At 36.0% G+C, this 17,079-nt stretch carries 13 protein-coding genes and 1 tRNA gene; 8 read left to right on the top strand and 6 right to left on the bottom strand.

The features are described 5' to 3' along the window. Positions 1-7: 7 nt before the first annotated feature. Both M0D21_RS13235 and M0D21_RS13230 read left to right on the top strand, forming a co-directional pair. Positions 8-3,397, top strand: coding sequence for a DUF6443 domain-containing protein (locus tag M0D21_RS13235; RefSeq protein WP_248330252.1), 3,390 nt, complete (start codon positions 8-10; stop codon positions 3,395-3,397). A gap of 71 nt (positions 3,398-3,468) precedes the next feature. Then, a complete protein-coding gene (locus M0D21_RS13230; RefSeq protein WP_248330250.1) occupies positions 3,469-4,158 on the top strand; it encodes a hypothetical protein in 690 nt (229 codons plus the stop codon). 739 nt (positions 4,159-4,897) lie between these two features. On the opposite strand, the gene M0D21_RS13225 is transcribed toward M0D21_RS13230, so the two are convergent. From M0D21_RS13225 to M0D21_RS13200, 6 genes are all read right to left on the bottom strand, one after another. Continuing rightward, positions 4,898-5,566, bottom strand: coding sequence for a hypothetical protein (locus tag M0D21_RS13225; RefSeq protein ID WP_248330248.1), 669 nt, complete (start codon positions 5,564-5,566; stop codon positions 4,898-4,900). A gap of 33 nt (positions 5,567-5,599) precedes the next feature. Beyond that, positions 5,600-6,037 (bottom strand): retropepsin-like aspartic protease, encoded by a 438-nt coding sequence (locus M0D21_RS13220; RefSeq protein ID WP_248330246.1) that lies wholly within the window; start codon positions 6,035-6,037, stop codon positions 5,600-5,602. Then, on the bottom strand, positions 6,034-8,631 hold the full coding sequence (locus M0D21_RS13215; RefSeq protein WP_248330244.1) for a CHAT domain-containing protein: 2,598 nt from the start codon (positions 8,629-8,631) through the stop codon (positions 6,034-6,036). Before M0D21_RS13215 ends, M0D21_RS13220 begins: the two co-directional genes overlap by 4 nt. Continuing rightward, positions 8,612-10,591: a DUF7849 domain-containing protein gene (locus M0D21_RS13210; protein WP_248330241.1), complete on the bottom strand. Its 1,980-nt coding sequence runs from the start codon at positions 10,589-10,591 to the stop codon at positions 8,612-8,614. Before M0D21_RS13210 ends, M0D21_RS13215 begins: the two co-directional genes overlap by 20 nt. A 96-nt stretch (positions 10,592-10,687) precedes the next feature. Continuing rightward, positions 10,688-11,911: a serine hydrolase domain-containing protein gene (locus M0D21_RS13205; protein WP_248330239.1), complete on the bottom strand. Its 1,224-nt coding sequence runs from the start codon at positions 11,909-11,911 to the stop codon at positions 10,688-10,690. A gap of 156 nt (positions 11,912-12,067) precedes the next feature. Continuing rightward, positions 12,068-13,108: a hypothetical protein gene (locus tag M0D21_RS13200; RefSeq protein WP_248330237.1), complete on the bottom strand. Its 1,041-nt coding sequence runs from the start codon at positions 13,106-13,108 to the stop codon at positions 12,068-12,070. 106 nt (positions 13,109-13,214) lie between these two features. On the opposite strand from M0D21_RS13200, the gene M0D21_RS13195 reads away from it, so the two are divergent. From M0D21_RS13195 to M0D21_RS13170, 6 genes are all read left to right on the top strand, one after another. Continuing rightward, positions 13,215-13,802, top strand: a complete 588-nt coding sequence (locus M0D21_RS13195; RefSeq protein WP_248330235.1) for an RNA polymerase sigma factor — start codon at positions 13,215-13,217, stop codon at positions 13,800-13,802. After that, positions 13,799-14,539, top strand: a complete 741-nt coding sequence (locus tag M0D21_RS13190; protein ID WP_248330233.1) for a tetratricopeptide repeat protein — start codon at positions 13,799-13,801, stop codon at positions 14,537-14,539. The genes M0D21_RS13195 and M0D21_RS13190 overlap by 4 nt, the downstream gene beginning before the upstream one ends. 126 nt (positions 14,540-14,665) lie before the next feature. Next, a complete protein-coding gene (locus M0D21_RS13185; protein WP_248330231.1) occupies positions 14,666-14,953 on the top strand; it encodes a hypothetical protein in 288 nt (95 codons plus the stop codon). Between the two features lie 63 nt (positions 14,954-15,016). After that, a complete protein-coding gene (locus M0D21_RS13180) occupies positions 15,017-15,805 on the top strand; it encodes a TatD family hydrolase (RefSeq protein ID WP_248330229.1) in 789 nt (262 codons plus the stop codon). A gap of 39 nt (positions 15,806-15,844) precedes the next feature. Beyond that, complete coding sequence (locus M0D21_RS13175) at positions 15,845-16,879, top strand: asparaginase (RefSeq protein WP_248330227.1); 1,035 nt, start codon at positions 15,845-15,847, stop codon at positions 16,877-16,879. Positions 16,880-16,944: 65 nt separating this feature from the next. Then, positions 16,945-17,032: transfer RNA gene (locus M0D21_RS13170), tRNA-Ser, on the top strand. The last annotated feature ends 47 nt before the right edge of the window (positions 17,033-17,079 follow it).

The following is a 17,079-nucleotide window of genomic DNA, read 5'->3' as shown; positions in this document are numbered from 1 at the left end:
AACAATCATGAATAAAAACATCATATATATCATTATTGTAATGTGTTTGGGAATGCAGTTGCAGGCCCAAACCACATTATCAGACAAGAATTATGTGTATTCTAATATTCCCCAGCAACCTATAACGGTAGGTGAGTTAGAAAGTCCTAACTGTACCACACTCGATGGGGAGTATATAGAATCAGTCACCTATTTTGATGGACTGGGAAGACCCATACAACAAAGAGCCATAAAAGCATCGCCTAATGAAAAGGATATTGTTACCCATATTACCTATGATGATCTGGGTAGACAAACCAAAGAATATTTACCCTTTGAGTCGAATGCAGCAGTGGGAGGATATACTACAGTAAATATCACCAATGATATTAATACCTATTATAAAAACACCTATGCCGATGATTTTACAGGCGTAGCTACTGCTAATATCAATGCGTATTCTGAAAGTATCTATGAAGACTCTCCACTGGGTAGGGTACTAAAACAAGGTGCACCAGGAACAGCCTGGAAAGCTAATCCTACTAGCGATAGCGATCACACCATTAAATTTGGTTGGGAGGCCAATACAGCCAATGAGGTAGTACGTTTTGAGGTAGCTTTTGCCAATCCTGCCGATACCGAAGCCCCAAGTCTGGCAAAAAACAATCATTATGGAGCAGGAGAGCTTATGGTCACCACTACCAAAGATGAAAACTGGACTGTGGCAGATGGGAATAACCATACCACCAAAGAATACACCAACAAACAAGGGCAGGTTATTCTTAAACGCACATACAATGAGAGTATAGCACATGACACCTATTATGTCTATGATGACTTTGGGAATCTCACCTATGTCATTCCTCCCAAGGTAACTGTTAATGATGGGGTTTCTGCTACCGAGCTAGCCGAACTCTGTTACCAATATATCTATGATGGACGTAACCGCCTTGTTGAAAAGAAAATACCAGGAAAAGGATGGGAATATATTGTTTATAACAAATTAGATCAGCCCATTATGACTCAGGATACAAATCAAAAAAACAAAAGTGAATGGTTATTTACACTTTATGATGCTTTTGGTCGTGTAACCTATACGGGTAAAGATACAGGTAATAGCAAAACAAGAATAGAAATACAAGCCGAAGCTGATGCAGCTTATCGTCAATTTGTGAGTAAAACCAGTTCGGCAAATATGTATGTAGGTACTCCTGTGTATTACAGTAAAAATGCATATCCTACAAGGTTTGATGCAGTATACACTATCAACTATTATGATGATTATGAATTTGACAAAGGTTCGTTAGCTACTCCAACCACAGTATTCGGGCAAGCCGTAACGACCAACGCCAAATCACTCCCTACAGGAACCAAAGTACGGGTATTGGGTACTGATGATTGGATTACTACCGTCACCTATTACGATGCCAAAGGAAGGCCGATCTATATAGCCAGTGAAAATGAATACCTACACACCACTGATATTATAGAAACCGAACTTGATTTTACAGGTAGAGTATTACAAACCAAAACGAGCCATACCAAAGGCAGTAATGCCGCTATCGTTACGATAGATACATTTAAGTATGATCATATGGGTAGAGTGACTCAGCAAACCCAAAAGATTAATAGCCAAGATGAGGAGCTTATTGCTAGCAATAGTTATGACGCTTTAGGGCAATTAAAATCTAAGAATGTTGGTGGTGGATTGCAGGAGGTAGACTACACCTACAATGTTCATGGTTGGCTTAAAGGGATTAATGATGTTGATAATCTGGGGGATGATTTATTCTCATTTATAATTGCATATAATAATCCAACTCATAACGCTACGCCACAGTATAAGTACAATTTAGGAGAAGTAGAATGGAAAACAGCAAATGACAACGTTAAGAGATGGTATGCTTATGAGTATGATGGGTTTGAGCGTATTTTAAGTGCTACAAGTCATGATGGTAACTATGATGTAAGCAATATTGTTTATGACAAGATGGGGAATCTGGAGAGTTTAACTCGAAATGGTTGGCAAAACTCATCCAACTATACCAATCTTGATGTATTAGCATACCAATATGATAGTGGAAATAAACTATTAAGTGTTACTGACTCTGGAAATACCTCTTATGGTTTTAAAGACAGAAATACAACGGGTAATGATTATTCTTATGATGCAAATGGAAATCTTTTAATCGATAAGAATAAAGGAATTACTAATGTAAGTTATAACCACCATAACTTCCCTACCCGGGTTGATGTTACCAATCCAGAACATAGTGGAAACATACAATATGTCTATGATGCTAACGGTATCAAGTTAAAAAAGACGGCTACTGATAACGGAAATGTGACTAATGTCGAATATAATGGTAATTTTGTATACGAGAATGGTTCTTTGAAATCTATTACACATCCTGAAGGCTATATTGAAAAGGAGAGTGATGGCTCATTTACTTATGTATATCAGCATAAAGATATCTGGAAAAACACCAGAATTACCTATGCAGATGATAACAACAATGGTAGTATAGAAGCTTCTGAAATACGTAGGGAGCAAAACCATTATCCTTTTGGGATGCAATGGGAAGGTATTAATGCTACTATTAGGCATGCTAAGAATAACTTAAAAACATATCAAGGTCAAGAGCTAACAGAAGAGTTAGGGTTAAACATTCATGAATGGCGATACAGAATGAGTGATCGTAGTATTGGTAGGTTTTGGCAGATAGATCCTTTGGCAGAAGATTATATATATAATTCTACTTATGCTTTTCAGGAGAATAAGATGGGAATGGGTGTTGAACTGGAAGGGCTTGAAAAAGTTGATTTTGGAGATGTTGTTTCTGATGAACAAGCGGTATATGCTGAGATGAGTAGAGAAGCGTTGGCTGGATTGGCTAAAATTGGAGCGTTTTTTGACCAATTATTTATAAGCGCTTCGGGAATAGCTTCCCAAGAAGTTCAAAAAACTGGTGATGATACTCAATCACAATCTTCCGCAGTGAAAACTAAAATTACTGCAGAAGGGGGATTAAATTTGGAGAAAGTTTTTACCAACTATAGTGTAAACAATGAAGGGTATGTTAGCTTTAATGATCCCGTGTTTAAGGGGAAAGTAAAAAAAGAAGTTTATACTGAAAATTCACTTAAAGTATCTGTGCCAATTTCACCTGTTGGGGGAGTAACTTTATCTGGAGCTCAAAAAACAGACGTATTTACAAAGGAAAAATCAGTTAATGCCTCTGGGACCTTAGGAGTAAAAGGTAATGGAGTATATGTTTCTGGTTCGACCTCTGAAAACGGGTCAGACAATGCAGAAGTTGGAGTAAAAGCCAATGCTTCTACTCCAAATGTTAATGGTAATTCAATATCTGGGGAATTAAAACTAGGATTAAGAATTATTTTTAATCAGGAACAATAATATAGATGTTTTAGAAAAAAATAACATATTAATATTTAGAGATATATTATTTTTGAACAAAATTTTGTTGAATGGCTAATTATATTAAATATTCAAATACAGAGCTATTACAGGTTCTTTACAATTACAATTCATTGACCTTTATAGCAAAAATTGAATTAAAAAAAGAGCTTCTTAAAAGAAATCTTGGTTTGAATACTCCATATTTTATAGGTTTGAATGATCAGATTATAAAGGAAATGGAAGAAGTTAAGGAACTTAAATTCTTAACCGATATTGGCTTTAATGTTAGTTGGTTTAACGAGAATAAATCTTTCGAAATAACAAGGTCAATAAAAGCTACTATCGGGGATTTTATAGCGATTTTTGTTGGGTTGATTTTTTTTATTATCGGTGTTTATGGTCTATCAGGTACGTTTAATTATTTTTATTCCGATATCCAAAAAAACCTTTTAATACTGATCTTGAATGGTTTGCTTTTAGTTATCGGTTTTTTTGGATTTAAAGTTTTGTTTAATGGTCTTAATAGGTTTATTGAATATAAAGACTTTAAATTTGTACTTAATAAAAATCAGGTTATAATAAGAAAAAGATTAGATTTTAAATTACAGCAATTTGAAAGAGATGCTAATTCTTTAAATATTAATATTAACGAGGATCAAATATCTTTGATGAGCGGAGATATAGGTATAATCAGAACTTTTTCTCCAAGCTATAGAGCAAAATTATCACTTGAGGAAATAGCTAGTTATGCTCAATAGCCCCGCACCCGCTATTCTGTGATTATAAGAGGCAGAACCTGATCGCTCGGATATGATATAGCGGATTTGTAATCCATGCGAAAACAAATTCTCCCCCGCTCCCGCTAGTCTGTGACTAGTGGCGGTTTGAGTAAGCAATATAAGAACAAGCCGGTTTCAAAAAACGAAACTGGCTTGTTGTATTTTTAGATTGTTGGTTTAGTTTTGTGTGGCACACTAGTTGCAAACTAGCGGCAGCAGGGGATATTGCAAATGTCTATGAATTTTCTAATATCAACCCTATCGCCTTAGGATGATAAATTAGATTTTCAATAACAAATTTAATAAACCCGATCACTAGGACATAATAGCGTGTAAATGTTTTCCGTGCTATCAAAAAACATCATAAAAAAACAAAAGCTATATTGGGGTGATATAGCTTTTTGTTTATGACGATATGCAAGTTTTGGGGTACTTTATTTTTTTATCGATGTTCTTTTATGTTTCTTTTTAGAGGCAGCCTTTGCTACTTACTTTATGTTTCATAAATCGATTACTTTATTAACAACTACAGTGTAAAAGTAGCACGCAGAAAATAGAATAAGGGAGTACTGCTGCCGAGATACCATTCGTCTTCGACCAAACCTATGTTTTCTTTCGGTGAATGGGAATGTTAGTGTTTTCAGGGTTTTAAAATCAAAACATAACTTTTATGTAAGTGCTCGTTTTAAGGTTCATTTTAAATAAAGATCGACAAGAATTATTTCTTCTTACGTCTTTTGGTTACTAAATAAATTGCGATACCTATAATACCAAATATTGTAAACTTAGCTAACCATGCTCCCATCGCTTCACCTAATTTGTATGCTGTTGAGTTTTCTTCTGCAATGTCAGAGAATTGGTTTTTAAGGGTATGTGAATCACTAAATGATAAAGAGTTAAACAAATACTCTTTTGCTTCTAACACTTCTTCTTCTGGGTCTTCGGGATATTGAAAAGAAATGAGGTAGGTTTTATCATTAAGAAATAGGAGGTGAAGGTCAAGGTAATTTATAAATCCATCATCATAGATAACCTTTAATCTACTTTTCTGAAAAGTTAATTTTTTGTTTTGAAAATTTTCTGAATCTAATATCTCATAATTCATTTTTGAAGCATACCCCTTAATAAAACCTTTATAATGTTTTAAAAGATCACTTTTACTTTCCAGTTCTATATCAGAGTGAATCCCATCTTCCGAAATATTGACAGATACGATTTTTGAATCATCGACATAAGAATATATCTTTAGTCCAAACGTGTCTACAACTTTATATCCTTTAGGTATTTTAAACTTAAGATCGTAATCTATTATGTTTTGCCAATCTTTTTGTTGAGATTGAGCTAAGAGACTTATAAGCAATAATAGTAGAGGTAATTTATTTTTCATTGAGAAAAGTTTTTTTCAGCTTAAAAAATGGATTTATTTCAAATACATACACTTTTTATCATAGTCGATAATAGCCTTTCCTTTTTTTAAGATATCGGCGCCAATAATACCATCTACCGGTTCGGCGTCGTGAGCGATCAAAGCCGTATTCACATGCTGCAAATCAAAAAGAATTAAAGAGATACTTTTTTTTGACCAACTACCTATTTGTATTTCGTTGCGTTTAGAGAGTTGCGTAGTCATGTCGGAGGCACCGGCACCTGCGGCTTTTACATCGCTATCTTGTGTAAGAAGTCTAAATTTTTCTACCGCTTCAAAACCCACGCAAGAATTAGATGCTCCGGTATCGACAATAAAATTACCCTCAATACCATTTAAAACGGCTTGTATCTCAAAGTGCTGGGTCTTGGTAAAGGTTAAGGGGATTCTATGAAAATCTTTTTGTTTTAAAAACTGTCTTAAGGTACTCATGTTTGTGATCGCATATACTGGCGTAAAAGTAGCACAATTATAATGAAAACAAGCACCAAAAGTGCATACCAACTATAATTGGTGGTCGTGCTATGGTTTACACCACCATAATAGACAAACGCGGCCCAGTAATAGGGTGATTTTTGAGTGTTCGATATGTTCTCCTGAGCCAGATACTCTAGCTTTGCGATATGCAAGGCTTCACTTTTTGAGCGGCCAAGATGCTTATAAAAATCTTGCATGAGGGTCGCAGTGGTTTTGTCATTCACTTTCCATAGGGAAAAGAGCACATTTTCTACTCCGGCATATTGAAATCCACGACCAATACTCAAAGGGCCTTCTCCTTTGGCTAGTTTACCTACTCCGGTTTCACAGGCGCTCAACACCACCAAATCGGCATCGAGTTGCATGCCATATAGTTCATTCACTAACATGTCTCTATCATAAAACCGTATGGCAGGCGGGCGTGAAAAGCTACCCGAAACAGCATGCGTAGATAAATGTAGTATATCATGGTTGACAGCATCCTGCATAAATCGATCATAAGTTGCAGTTTTCTTTTCAAGAAACGCTCCGTCAAAATAGCGTTGTATCGATGTACTTTCTTCTAATGAAAAAGGTAGTGCCAAATCTGTGTTTTCAAAAACAGGAAACATACCCAAAACGGATGTTGGCGATTTGGGTGAAGCGTTTCTAAGGTATTTACTGGCAGAAAGATCATAAGTGATCTGAGTAGATGCAAGCAAAAAAGGCATGTTTTGGAAACGTAGCATATTGGTTTTTTGAGTTAACAGGGTTTCGAAAGGAACAAAATTTAATAAACCATCGGGCACAATAAGCAAATGCGATTGTTCTGGAATTTCTAAAAGTTGGTATAGCTCATAAGCATCTTTCGTAAATTGAGCCACATTATTTAAAATAGCAGAAGAAGAGTTGTAATATGCAATATAATTGATCACTTTTTGATGCATAGCAGCTGTAGTGCCTAGCTTTTTAACAGTGATGTCATTTGCTTGTACGTTAAAGACATATATGTGTTTATTTCCGTAAAAATATTCTAACAAGGTTAGGTTATCTTTTTTTAATTTTTGCTGAAGTTCCTCTAGGGCATGTTCTTTTTGTGTTTGGTTCAGTTCGGGATAGGTGTCTTGAAGAGTAGTAGTAAGTTCTTTGAATAGGATTGATTTGCTGTCATACTCTTTTGTCCATTCTTGAATAGTATTGATATTTGCCTGATCTCCTTTCAGTTTTTCTTTTAGAATCAGCGTTTCATAATGGGCAAGTTCCTGATTTAGTTTGTTTTTTTGTTGTACAAGAGTATCATTTTCGTATTTCGTGAGTACTTGTTTAGACCATAACGCCTGTAAAATAAAAGGTGACTTAGAGCGTTCTGCTGCCCAAAAGGCTTTTTCGAGATAAGATTTTTGTTGGGTGTCTTTGTATAGTGAAACAAGTACAGCGATATACCTTTCAGTGCGATTGCGATTTGCCCCGTGTTGTATGATTCTGGTATCCTGCATGGGGTATAGCGTGTTTAACTTCGAGTTTACGGTAAAAGCTAAATCAAATACCTTTATAGCCTGCAAAGGCATATCTAGTTGTCGCAAAATATAGGCATGAGTATCTAGTGTTTGCAATAGCACTCTGTCTGCAATAAGCTGTTCTTTTTTTGGTAATTCCTGGTCGATAGAATACGAGGGGAGTAGGTGTGTGTATATTTCTGTAATGTGTTTGCGGGCTTCTGCAAAAGCAGATTTTTTGAGCAGTACATCGATATATGCTAACTGCACTTTGGCCAAAGATCGTGTAGTCGATTTTGGGCGATCTAGAAGCTGTTGTTTTGCCTGATCAATGTACTTTTTTGCAGCAGCAAAATCTTTCTTTTCTAAATATACTGCTGCCAAAATTTGGTATGCATTGGTTTGGTTTTTATCGATAGCTATGACTTTTCTGGCCGTAGTTTCAGTACTTTCAATATCGCCTAACCCTAGATAGTTGGTAGCGATGTTAATCAATAGGTTAGGGTTGTTGGGTGCTATGGCAATACCCTGCTCCAGAAGCTGTACTGCTTTTTTGAAATTCCCGAGATTGTTGTAGGCAATAGAGAGATTAGTAATAGCCGACACTGTTTTTTTGGTGTCTTGAGACTGCTCAGCCAGGTATAAATACTGTTTTATGGTGTTTTCGGCTTTGGGAAGATCTCCTATTTTGATGTATAGATTACCGAGAGGTTGCAAACAGTTTTCAATAATATCATAATCTGATAATCGATGTTGATAATAGCTTTTCCAGGCAGTTTCATAATTTGAAATAGCTGTGGCTGTGGCTTCAAACTGATTGTTGTAGTACCCCAGGTTACAATGTACAATAACCCATGCCAATTGATCATCACGGGAGTGGAGTAAATTCTTTTTTGAATAGGCAAGTTTATGTAATCGCAATGCTCCCGATGAGGTGGGGTTTTGTAAAAAATAATCTAATTGTTTGTATAAAAATGATGAGGTTGTTGTAGGCTGCTGTGTCCCAAAACCTAATGTGCAGATCATAAAAAGAGATACTGCACATAGAAATGTTCTAAAACTTCCAGATGCCATACAATTGAATTTGAGAGTTGGGTGCATCAAAATTATAAACATATCGTACCCCTAAACTGGGTCCTATTCGTACTGTACCTAGATTAAAGCCTACAAATATTCCTGCTTGGGCATTTACAAAGCTATCTTTTATATCTTCTGTAGTAAAAGAATTAAGATCTGGGTTAGGGGTTAAAATACCGTTATTATCTCTAATAAAAGCCTCACCCGTGGTTTCCTGATCATTGGCATTGCTCATATCTAACTTTAGTTGTGCTCCAGCTCCCATGGCAAAAAAGTTATTAAAGTTATATCGCACCGAACCAGGAACAGCGTATACGGTAATATTGTTAAACTGATTCAATTCTGAAAACTGAATTACCGTTTGTGATCCGTCTGGATTGGTCGTGACTCCCTCAAAATTACGTATTTCGTCATGAGATGATGATGAAAACATAAGCTCTGCTTGGTAGTAGGCACGATACGATTTAAACGGCGATAATGTCGCGCCTACAAAGTATTCACGTTGGTTGTCGAGTTCGGGAACGATAATATATCCCGCTTTGGCACCAATAGAAATGCCGGGAATAAATCGGGTAGCAGCATAATTGGTAATAATGGGTTCGTTTTTATCGAAATAGATTGCGGTTTTGCTTCTGGTTTTTTTCTTATGAAAATCCTTTCCGAATTTCATAGAATACTTTACAAACCCCTTGGTAGAATCAATTTCAGCCACATTTTTTTGCTGGCTGCCAGGAAGGTAGATTCTATTAAACTGAAAAATGATTTTATCTTTCTTCAAAATGGTATCTAGACAACTATAATTTACTTCCCGTTCTTTTGGGCAAATAGGGCATTCTGGGTACATGCCTTCGATGCGTAATGTAGATTTATCAAACATTTCAGGGGTATCAGACTCTAACCTAATGGTATTTGCCGGGCCTTCGCCGTTATTCTGAAATCGTACTTTAAATTTAAGACGTTTAAAACGTACCAATCGATAATTCATTAACCAACCATTAGACGACATTTTATTGGGATCATGAGAGGTAACGATCTCCATTTCGGTGTCTTTTACGGTATGGTTGTCAAAGTTGTCATCAGGAACATAAACACTTCGTAATGTGACGATAGCGCTTGTGTCTTTTATCATCTCGGGAGTGGTTCGAAGTGTTCTAAAAATATTACGTTCTTCACCCGGTTGCATATCATTAAATTCGATAACCTGATAATCTCGGTACAACGCTTTAGATTCTTCTAAAGTGAGCGGAAGGTTTCGTCTTTTGGTGGTGTCCTGTACAAAAAGAGTGTTTCGATGCAATGTAGAGGAAGAAGATGCCAATAAGGTATGATCATCATTTTCTGGAAGTACTTCTGAAATCGCATTAAGTGGCACTATACGTTCCCCATGATGAAGTCTGGTATCGGACAGTACAAAATTGTTATTTTTAAATTGGTAGTCATTGTAAAACAAGTAAAGTTTACCGCTCGACACATAATTGTTGTTGTTTTTATAGCTGGTTACCAATACCATTTCCTGATCGGGGATCGGTTCTCGATTTCGACGAATTAATAAATCTTCGTCTTCGGTAAATAAAGAGGTAGATGATGTTGAAGCTTCATCTAGGCTATTGTCAATGGTTACTGATCTGGGACGGCTTTCAGGAGGTTTGCCGTTGTCATAGTTGTTTGTGGACCAGAGTTTGGCGTTGTAGGTTCCTGATTTGGTATAGGTGTGTTTTGGGTTTTGCTGAAAGCTATAATTACCATCTCCAAACTCCCAATAGTAGGTGTAAAAGGCTTTAGGAGCACCCGCTATTTGGTTGAGCGGAGGCATTTCGGCACCAAAAGTAACCTGGTTTCCATCAATGTCATACGATATAGGTGCGATTCTGGGAATGGTATCGTTGGTTCGAATCTGTGAAAAACTTAGGAATGGAAAAATTAGAATTCCTATGTAAAGCATTAAAAGACCCCTCATGATTTTTGTTTGTAGTTACTAAAGATAAGTAAAAAGTTAAACTGTTAGAATCCAGGAGAAAGCGCTCCTGGATTTTAATTGGTGTTAATCTGTTAATTATTGCCACGCATCATTATAAGCATCATAAATCATTTGGCGTAAGCTTGTTGTATTTTGTAAGGTTACTCCTTGGGAGTTCATGACGATCACACAATCTACTCCATTTACCGGGAACATTACCATTTGTGTGCGCACGCCTTGTGAGATTGAAGGATCACTACTGGAACCAATAGATCCAGCTTTTCCGTAGTAATTTCCATGAATTTCATCTCCAGCATCAGCGCGGTCCATTCCTAAACGGTGCAGTTTCATAATATCTCGCTGTTCTTTGTTAACCAATATTTCTGTATGTTCAAAAAACGCATTTACCTTAGCCATTTCAAGAATACTCATAAAATAACCGCCACCACCAGCTTTGTTGTTCCAACTTCCGTAATATTGCCCTGCGGTATTATTGTCTGGGTCGTTTACATTATAGTATAGCGTAGATGTTTCTCGGTCCTCTGGGAAACAACCTACCAGAGGTAAAGAAAGACGGTCAAAAATATGTTCTTGCATATATAACAAGTACATAAATTGAGTGTTATTGTCATTTTCAATATCTATGGCATTATTACTTATCGCACTCCATAGAGAAGGAATCAATACTCGGAAAAGTGCAAAATTCACATTTAAATAGTTACGAGTTTTAGAATTTACTACCCCGGTTTCGATACAATCTTTAAGCCCTTCGTATCCAAGAGTAGTGTCAAAATTATTATTGGTACTTTGTAATCCCGATTCATGTTTTAGTAAATCTTTAAAAGTAAGTTGGTCTACACCTGGTCCTTGAGTCCAGGAATCTGGTAGCCAATTTGCAATATTGTCTTCTATGGTTAAATCATTGGCTTCTAATAATTGCATTACTCCAATAGCGGTATAGAATTTGGAAACACTGGCGATATTAATCTCCTTGTTTAACGAAAAATTCATAGCGCCATCTGTTGAGGTTCTTGCTTGCCCATAGGTATTAGATTTTGCCAGGTTTCCATTAACGCTTATAGTGTATGCCCATCCTACGGGGCTATTACCTCCTGCTTCAACATAATTAATGATGTTTTGTTCAAATTGATCCAGATCAAATACTGGAGTATTGGTTTGAATATCGGTAATGCCGTCGTCTGTCTCGCAACTGGTTAGTGCAAGAATTGAAATCGTTAAAAAAAATAAGTGAATCAGTAATCGTTGTTTTACATTCCTACTGTTGTTTGGTAATGTAATGGTTGTATTCTTTGTTCTCATGATTTTTGTTTTTCTATACTCAAATCAATTCGCTTAGTATTTTGTTACCCTTTTTTTGAAATTTTCTCAAAAAAAATTCCGGAAGACGATGCTTCCGGAATGTACACTCGAATATGTCGTAACCCCCGTTAACCTATAAACATATTCCAGTATTTTTTAAGGTAGATTATTGATAAGTGCAACCAGTTCCGCTTCGGTAGCTACAGAAGTGGTTCCAATAACTTCGATATGATCTTCTTCTACTGTAGCGGGTTGAATGGCATAGAGATAATCTCCATTTTGTACCGTTACAAAAATGATATGTATTTCTAACCCGATAGGGATTAATCCATAATGTTCAGAAAACAAACCAGTATCAGGATCATAGATGTCTAATAATGCCAATGCAGTTGGCTCTCCATCATAAGAGATATACACATTGGAGTTGGTGTTGTCGTATCCTTCTGGCGGATCTACAGAAAGTACAGTTTTAGGTCTCGGGTCACTATACCAACGATCGATATTGGTCCATCCAAAATTACTGGCTAGCCCCATATAGAAGGTAACTCCCATGCCGTTAGGACCTTCTCTTTGAATAGCTTCCAGGTCGCCATCTTCTTCTTCTTCTTCCCAAACCACATCGCAGTCAAGATCAGTCTCATCACAGTCGTTATCTGCTCCTGTAAAAAGCGCCATTTGATCATTAAACTCATCGGTAGGAGCAAATAGTTGAAAAGGATTGTTAAGCTCAAGTTGTTCCCCATCTTGTTGAGCGTTTACAAAAAATTCACCACCAGAAACCAAGGTTTCTACATCACCATTGGGGCGTTTACCATTGGTCGGCATTTTGGTAAGTGCCATTTTAGCCTTGTCATAGATTTCAATAAGTTCTATGGTCACAGCACCGGTAACTAGATTTCCATCTTGATCTGTAAAACTATTAGGAGGGAAATACAGTATAGTACCCTCAGTACCGTATACTTCTCCACCAGAGGCTGCACTTATGGTTGTGGTTTGTTTTGCGTTTTCCCGTTGGTCTTTTATCGATTGGGCTAATTCTTCACCATTAATAATTTCTTGAAACGGAATTTCATTATCGTCATTTTTACAACTTATTAGTAGTAAGGTAGTAAGTGTTAAAAAAAGGAAATTGGTCAAAAATTTTATTGCATCCTTACTGTTTTTTAGCGATGCAAGGCTAATGTTCATTGCTTTCATAATTTTTTGAATTTTTGTTCTTTATGATATCATATCAATAGCTTTATTTTTTTGTTACCCTAGTTCTTGAAACTTTTTTTAAATTAGATGCGCTAACCAAGTATTTATGGGGAATACCAAACCACATGCCGATCAAAAGTATATTGATGCATTACTGCAAAATGATACGGCTATACTCACCGAGATTTATCAGAAGTTTGCGCCCAAGGTAATTGGGTATATCAAAAAGAATAGTGGAAATGAGACCCAAGCCAAAGATATTATTCAGGAGACGCTAATAGTGTTGTACAAGCAAGCCAAAGAAAAAGGATTAAAGCTTACTTGTCCTTTTGATGCATATTTCTTTTTGTTGTGTAAACGTAAGTGGATCAATGAGTTGAAAAAAAAATCGAATAATGAGGTAACAATTAACGAGGGCGTTGTATCTATAGATGACGAGAGCGCACGTTTTGCTGAAGAAACAGCGTTGTTTGAAGCGAAACATGAATTATTTACCGAAATGTTTGATCAATTAGGAAAGGCTTGTAAAGAATTGCTGAAAGCTACTTTTACGATAAAATCAATGGAGGAAGTAGCACAAAAATTAGGACAATCCTATGGGTATGTTCGTAAAAAGAAGTCTTTATGTATTGGTCAGTTAACACAGTTGGTACAAGAAGCTCCTAAGTTTAATCAACTAAAGCATTTGTTATGACCCCAGAAGAAAAATATGAATTATTTGAAAAATATTGCAGTGAAGAACTTTCTGCAGAAGAAAAGACTGAATTCGATAAAATGTTGAATGAAGATGCAACGCTTCAGGAAGAGCTTAGGCTGTATCAAGAATTGCATTCACATTTAGATACGACCCTTAATGCCGAGCAGGAACTATCAAATTTAAAAAAGAACCTTAAACAAATTGGAGATACGTATACTGAAAACACTACACCTGTAAAAAAATCAAAAGTGATTAAGCTACCTGTTTGGTCCTATGCCGCAGCAGCTAGTGTAGCTATTCTTTTTGGAATATATTTTCTAAATCCTGGTAATCCTTCATATACCGATTTTGCAAATATCCCAGAATTGTCAATTGTTGAGAGAGCAACAGCCGAAGAAGATATTAAAGGAGCCGAAAATGCTTTCAATGCTAAAGATTTTGCTACAGCGGAGACATATTTGGACCGTTTATTGAAGAAAGATGCTAATAATACAGAGTTTCAGTATTATTATGGGATAGCACTTTTGGAGCAAGATAAATTCGATATGGCAACCCAGGTCTTTGGAGCATTGCTTAATGGAAACTCTGCATACAAATACAAAGCGCAATGGTTTGAAGCTTTAAACCAGTTGAAACAAGAAAAATATGAAGAGTGTATGTTATTGCTAAAAGGTATTCCAGAACAGTCTGAAGACTACGATACTGCTCAAAAACTCTTGAAAAAATTAGAATGATATGCCATCGTTTTTTGAACCGTTAATTGTTATTTAACAATATTTTAGCGCAACAGTATTTTAAAATACTGTATTTTAAGTAGTTACATCACAATAGTGTTTTAACAACCAACTTAAAATAAATATATGGAAGCGATTAACCCTGTAGAACGTATCGAAAAAGAGGAAATCAAATTTCTGCACTTTCCACAAAAAGAGGTGCTAAGAAGTGAAAAAGCAAAGCGAGATCGGTATAGAAAATTGTCGAGGGGATTGCAATTGGGTAATCTGGAACAGCAGAAAGTGAAAATTGTTTTTGCTGATGATGAAGGGGTTAAAGAGGTAGAAAGCACAATTTGGGGAATAACCGACAAATCAGTCATATTAAAACAGTCTACCATAATTCCTTTAGGTCGTATTATTAGTATCGTATAAGTAATACTTCAAATTTGACATTGTCACTGTTTGGTAAAGGTGAAATTTAGTTACTTTTGCCGCATGAAAATAACCGATACTCACACCCATATTTATAGTGAATCTTTTGATGAAGATCAAGATGAAATGATGCAACGTGCCATTGAAAATGGGGTAACCCGTTTTTTTGTACCTGCAATAGACTCTTCATATACTCAGGCGATGTATGCTATTGAATCAAAATACCCCGAAAATGTGTTTTTGATGATGGGGTTGCATCCTACACATGTAAAAGAGAATTATAAGGAAGAATTAGATCATGTTGAGGAAGAATTAGAAAAACGATTGCAGCAGGAATCAGGTAAAACATTCTATGCTGTAGGTGAGATAGGAATCGATTTGTATTGGGATAAAACCTTTTTGGAGCAACAAAAAGAAGCCTTTAGATATCAGATTAGACTTGCCAAAAAATATCAGTTACCTATTGTTATACATTGTAGAGAATCTTTTGAAGAAATTTTTGAGGTTTTAGAATCTGAAAAAGGAGAGGGCCTTTTTGGGATTTTTCATTGTTTTACCGGTACTATCGAAGATGCGCATCGCGCCATTGGATATAATATGAAACTAGGTATTGGCGGAGTGGTTACTTTCAAAAATGGTAAAATAGATAAGTTTTTAGACCAAATTCCGCTAGAGCATATTGTTGTAGAGACCGATGCACCTTATTTGGCTCCAACCCCATTTAGAGGAAAAAGAAATGAGAGCTCATATATTATCAATGTATTAGAAAAGTTAGCCACTATCTATCAAAAACCATTAGACGAAATTGCGGCGGTTACTACCCAAAATTCAAAAGATATATTTGGGATTTAAAATAAATCGAATTTGACTTAAATTTTGTTCATTTGTCGTATGAGCAGTAATCCAAACATATTACTTATTTATACCGGAGGAACTATTGGTATGATTAAGAATTTCGAAACAGGAGCATTAGTGGCTTTTGATTTTGATCAATTGTTATTGAAAATTCCTGAGTTAAAGCTTCTAGACTGTACCATAAGTACTGTGAGCTTTGACGAGCCAATCGATTCTTCAGATATGAACGTAGAACGATGGAAGGAGTTGGGAGATATCATCAACGAAAATTACAATATCTATGATGGCTTTGTGGTATTACATGGCAGTGATACTATGTCTTATACTGCTTCGGCTATAAGTTTTATGTTTGAAAACCTAAGTAAACCTATCATTTTTACTGGTTCGCAATTGCCTATTGGTGATCTTAGAACCGATGCCAAAGAAAATCTTATTACCGCAGTACAAATTGCTGCTCTTCAGAAAAAGGGAAAACCCGAGATTACCGAAGTAGGTTTGTATTTTGAATATAAGCTCTTACGGGCCAATAGAACAACCAAGATCAATGCTGAGCATTTTGAAGCATTTCAATCACTTAATTACCCTCCTTTAGTAGAGTCTGGGGTGCATCTAAAGATTAATACTGCTTTTTTAAGGAAGGTAAACCGAAGAAAGAAAATGGTTTATCATACTCATTTTGATAATAATATAGTAGTAGTTAAAATGTTTCCTGGAATTAATGAGAGTATTTTAAAAGGTATATTTTCTATGGAGCAGGTTAAAGGAGTAATCTTAGAAACTTATGGCGCCGGGAATACTACTACAAAAAAATGGTTTGTCGATATGCTGTCTGGAGTGATAAAAAAAGGAATTCCTATTGTAAACGTTACTCAGTGTTCTGGTGGGAGTGTAGAAATGGGGAAATATGATACTAGTGTTGCCCTAAAAAAGATAGGGGTAATATCTGGAAAAGACATTACTACAGAGGCTGCGGTGGCAAAACTAATGTATTTGCTGGGAGAAAACTTACCGCTTAAAGTGCTTAAAACCATATATGAAACCTCTTTGCGGGGTGAAATGTTAGAAAATTAACGCCTCAAATTTTATTGGTTAACATTTTTTTTGTTATTTGCCCATCCCATTTTTGGGAAAATCCTAGAGAGGTGGCCGAGTGGTCGAAGGCGCACGCCTGGAAAGTGTGTATACGTCAAAAGCGTATCGAGGGTTCGAATCCCTTCCTCTCTGCAATATATTGAAATATTTGATGGATTTTATAATATTTTTATATCTTT

The organism is Aquimarina acroporae (assembly GCF_023195925.1).
GTDB lineage: Bacteria > Bacteroidota > Bacteroidia > Flavobacteriales > Flavobacteriaceae > Aquimarina > Aquimarina acroporae.
Note: the sequence above shows the minus strand (reverse complement) of the source record. Positions and strands in the feature narration are given on the sequence as shown.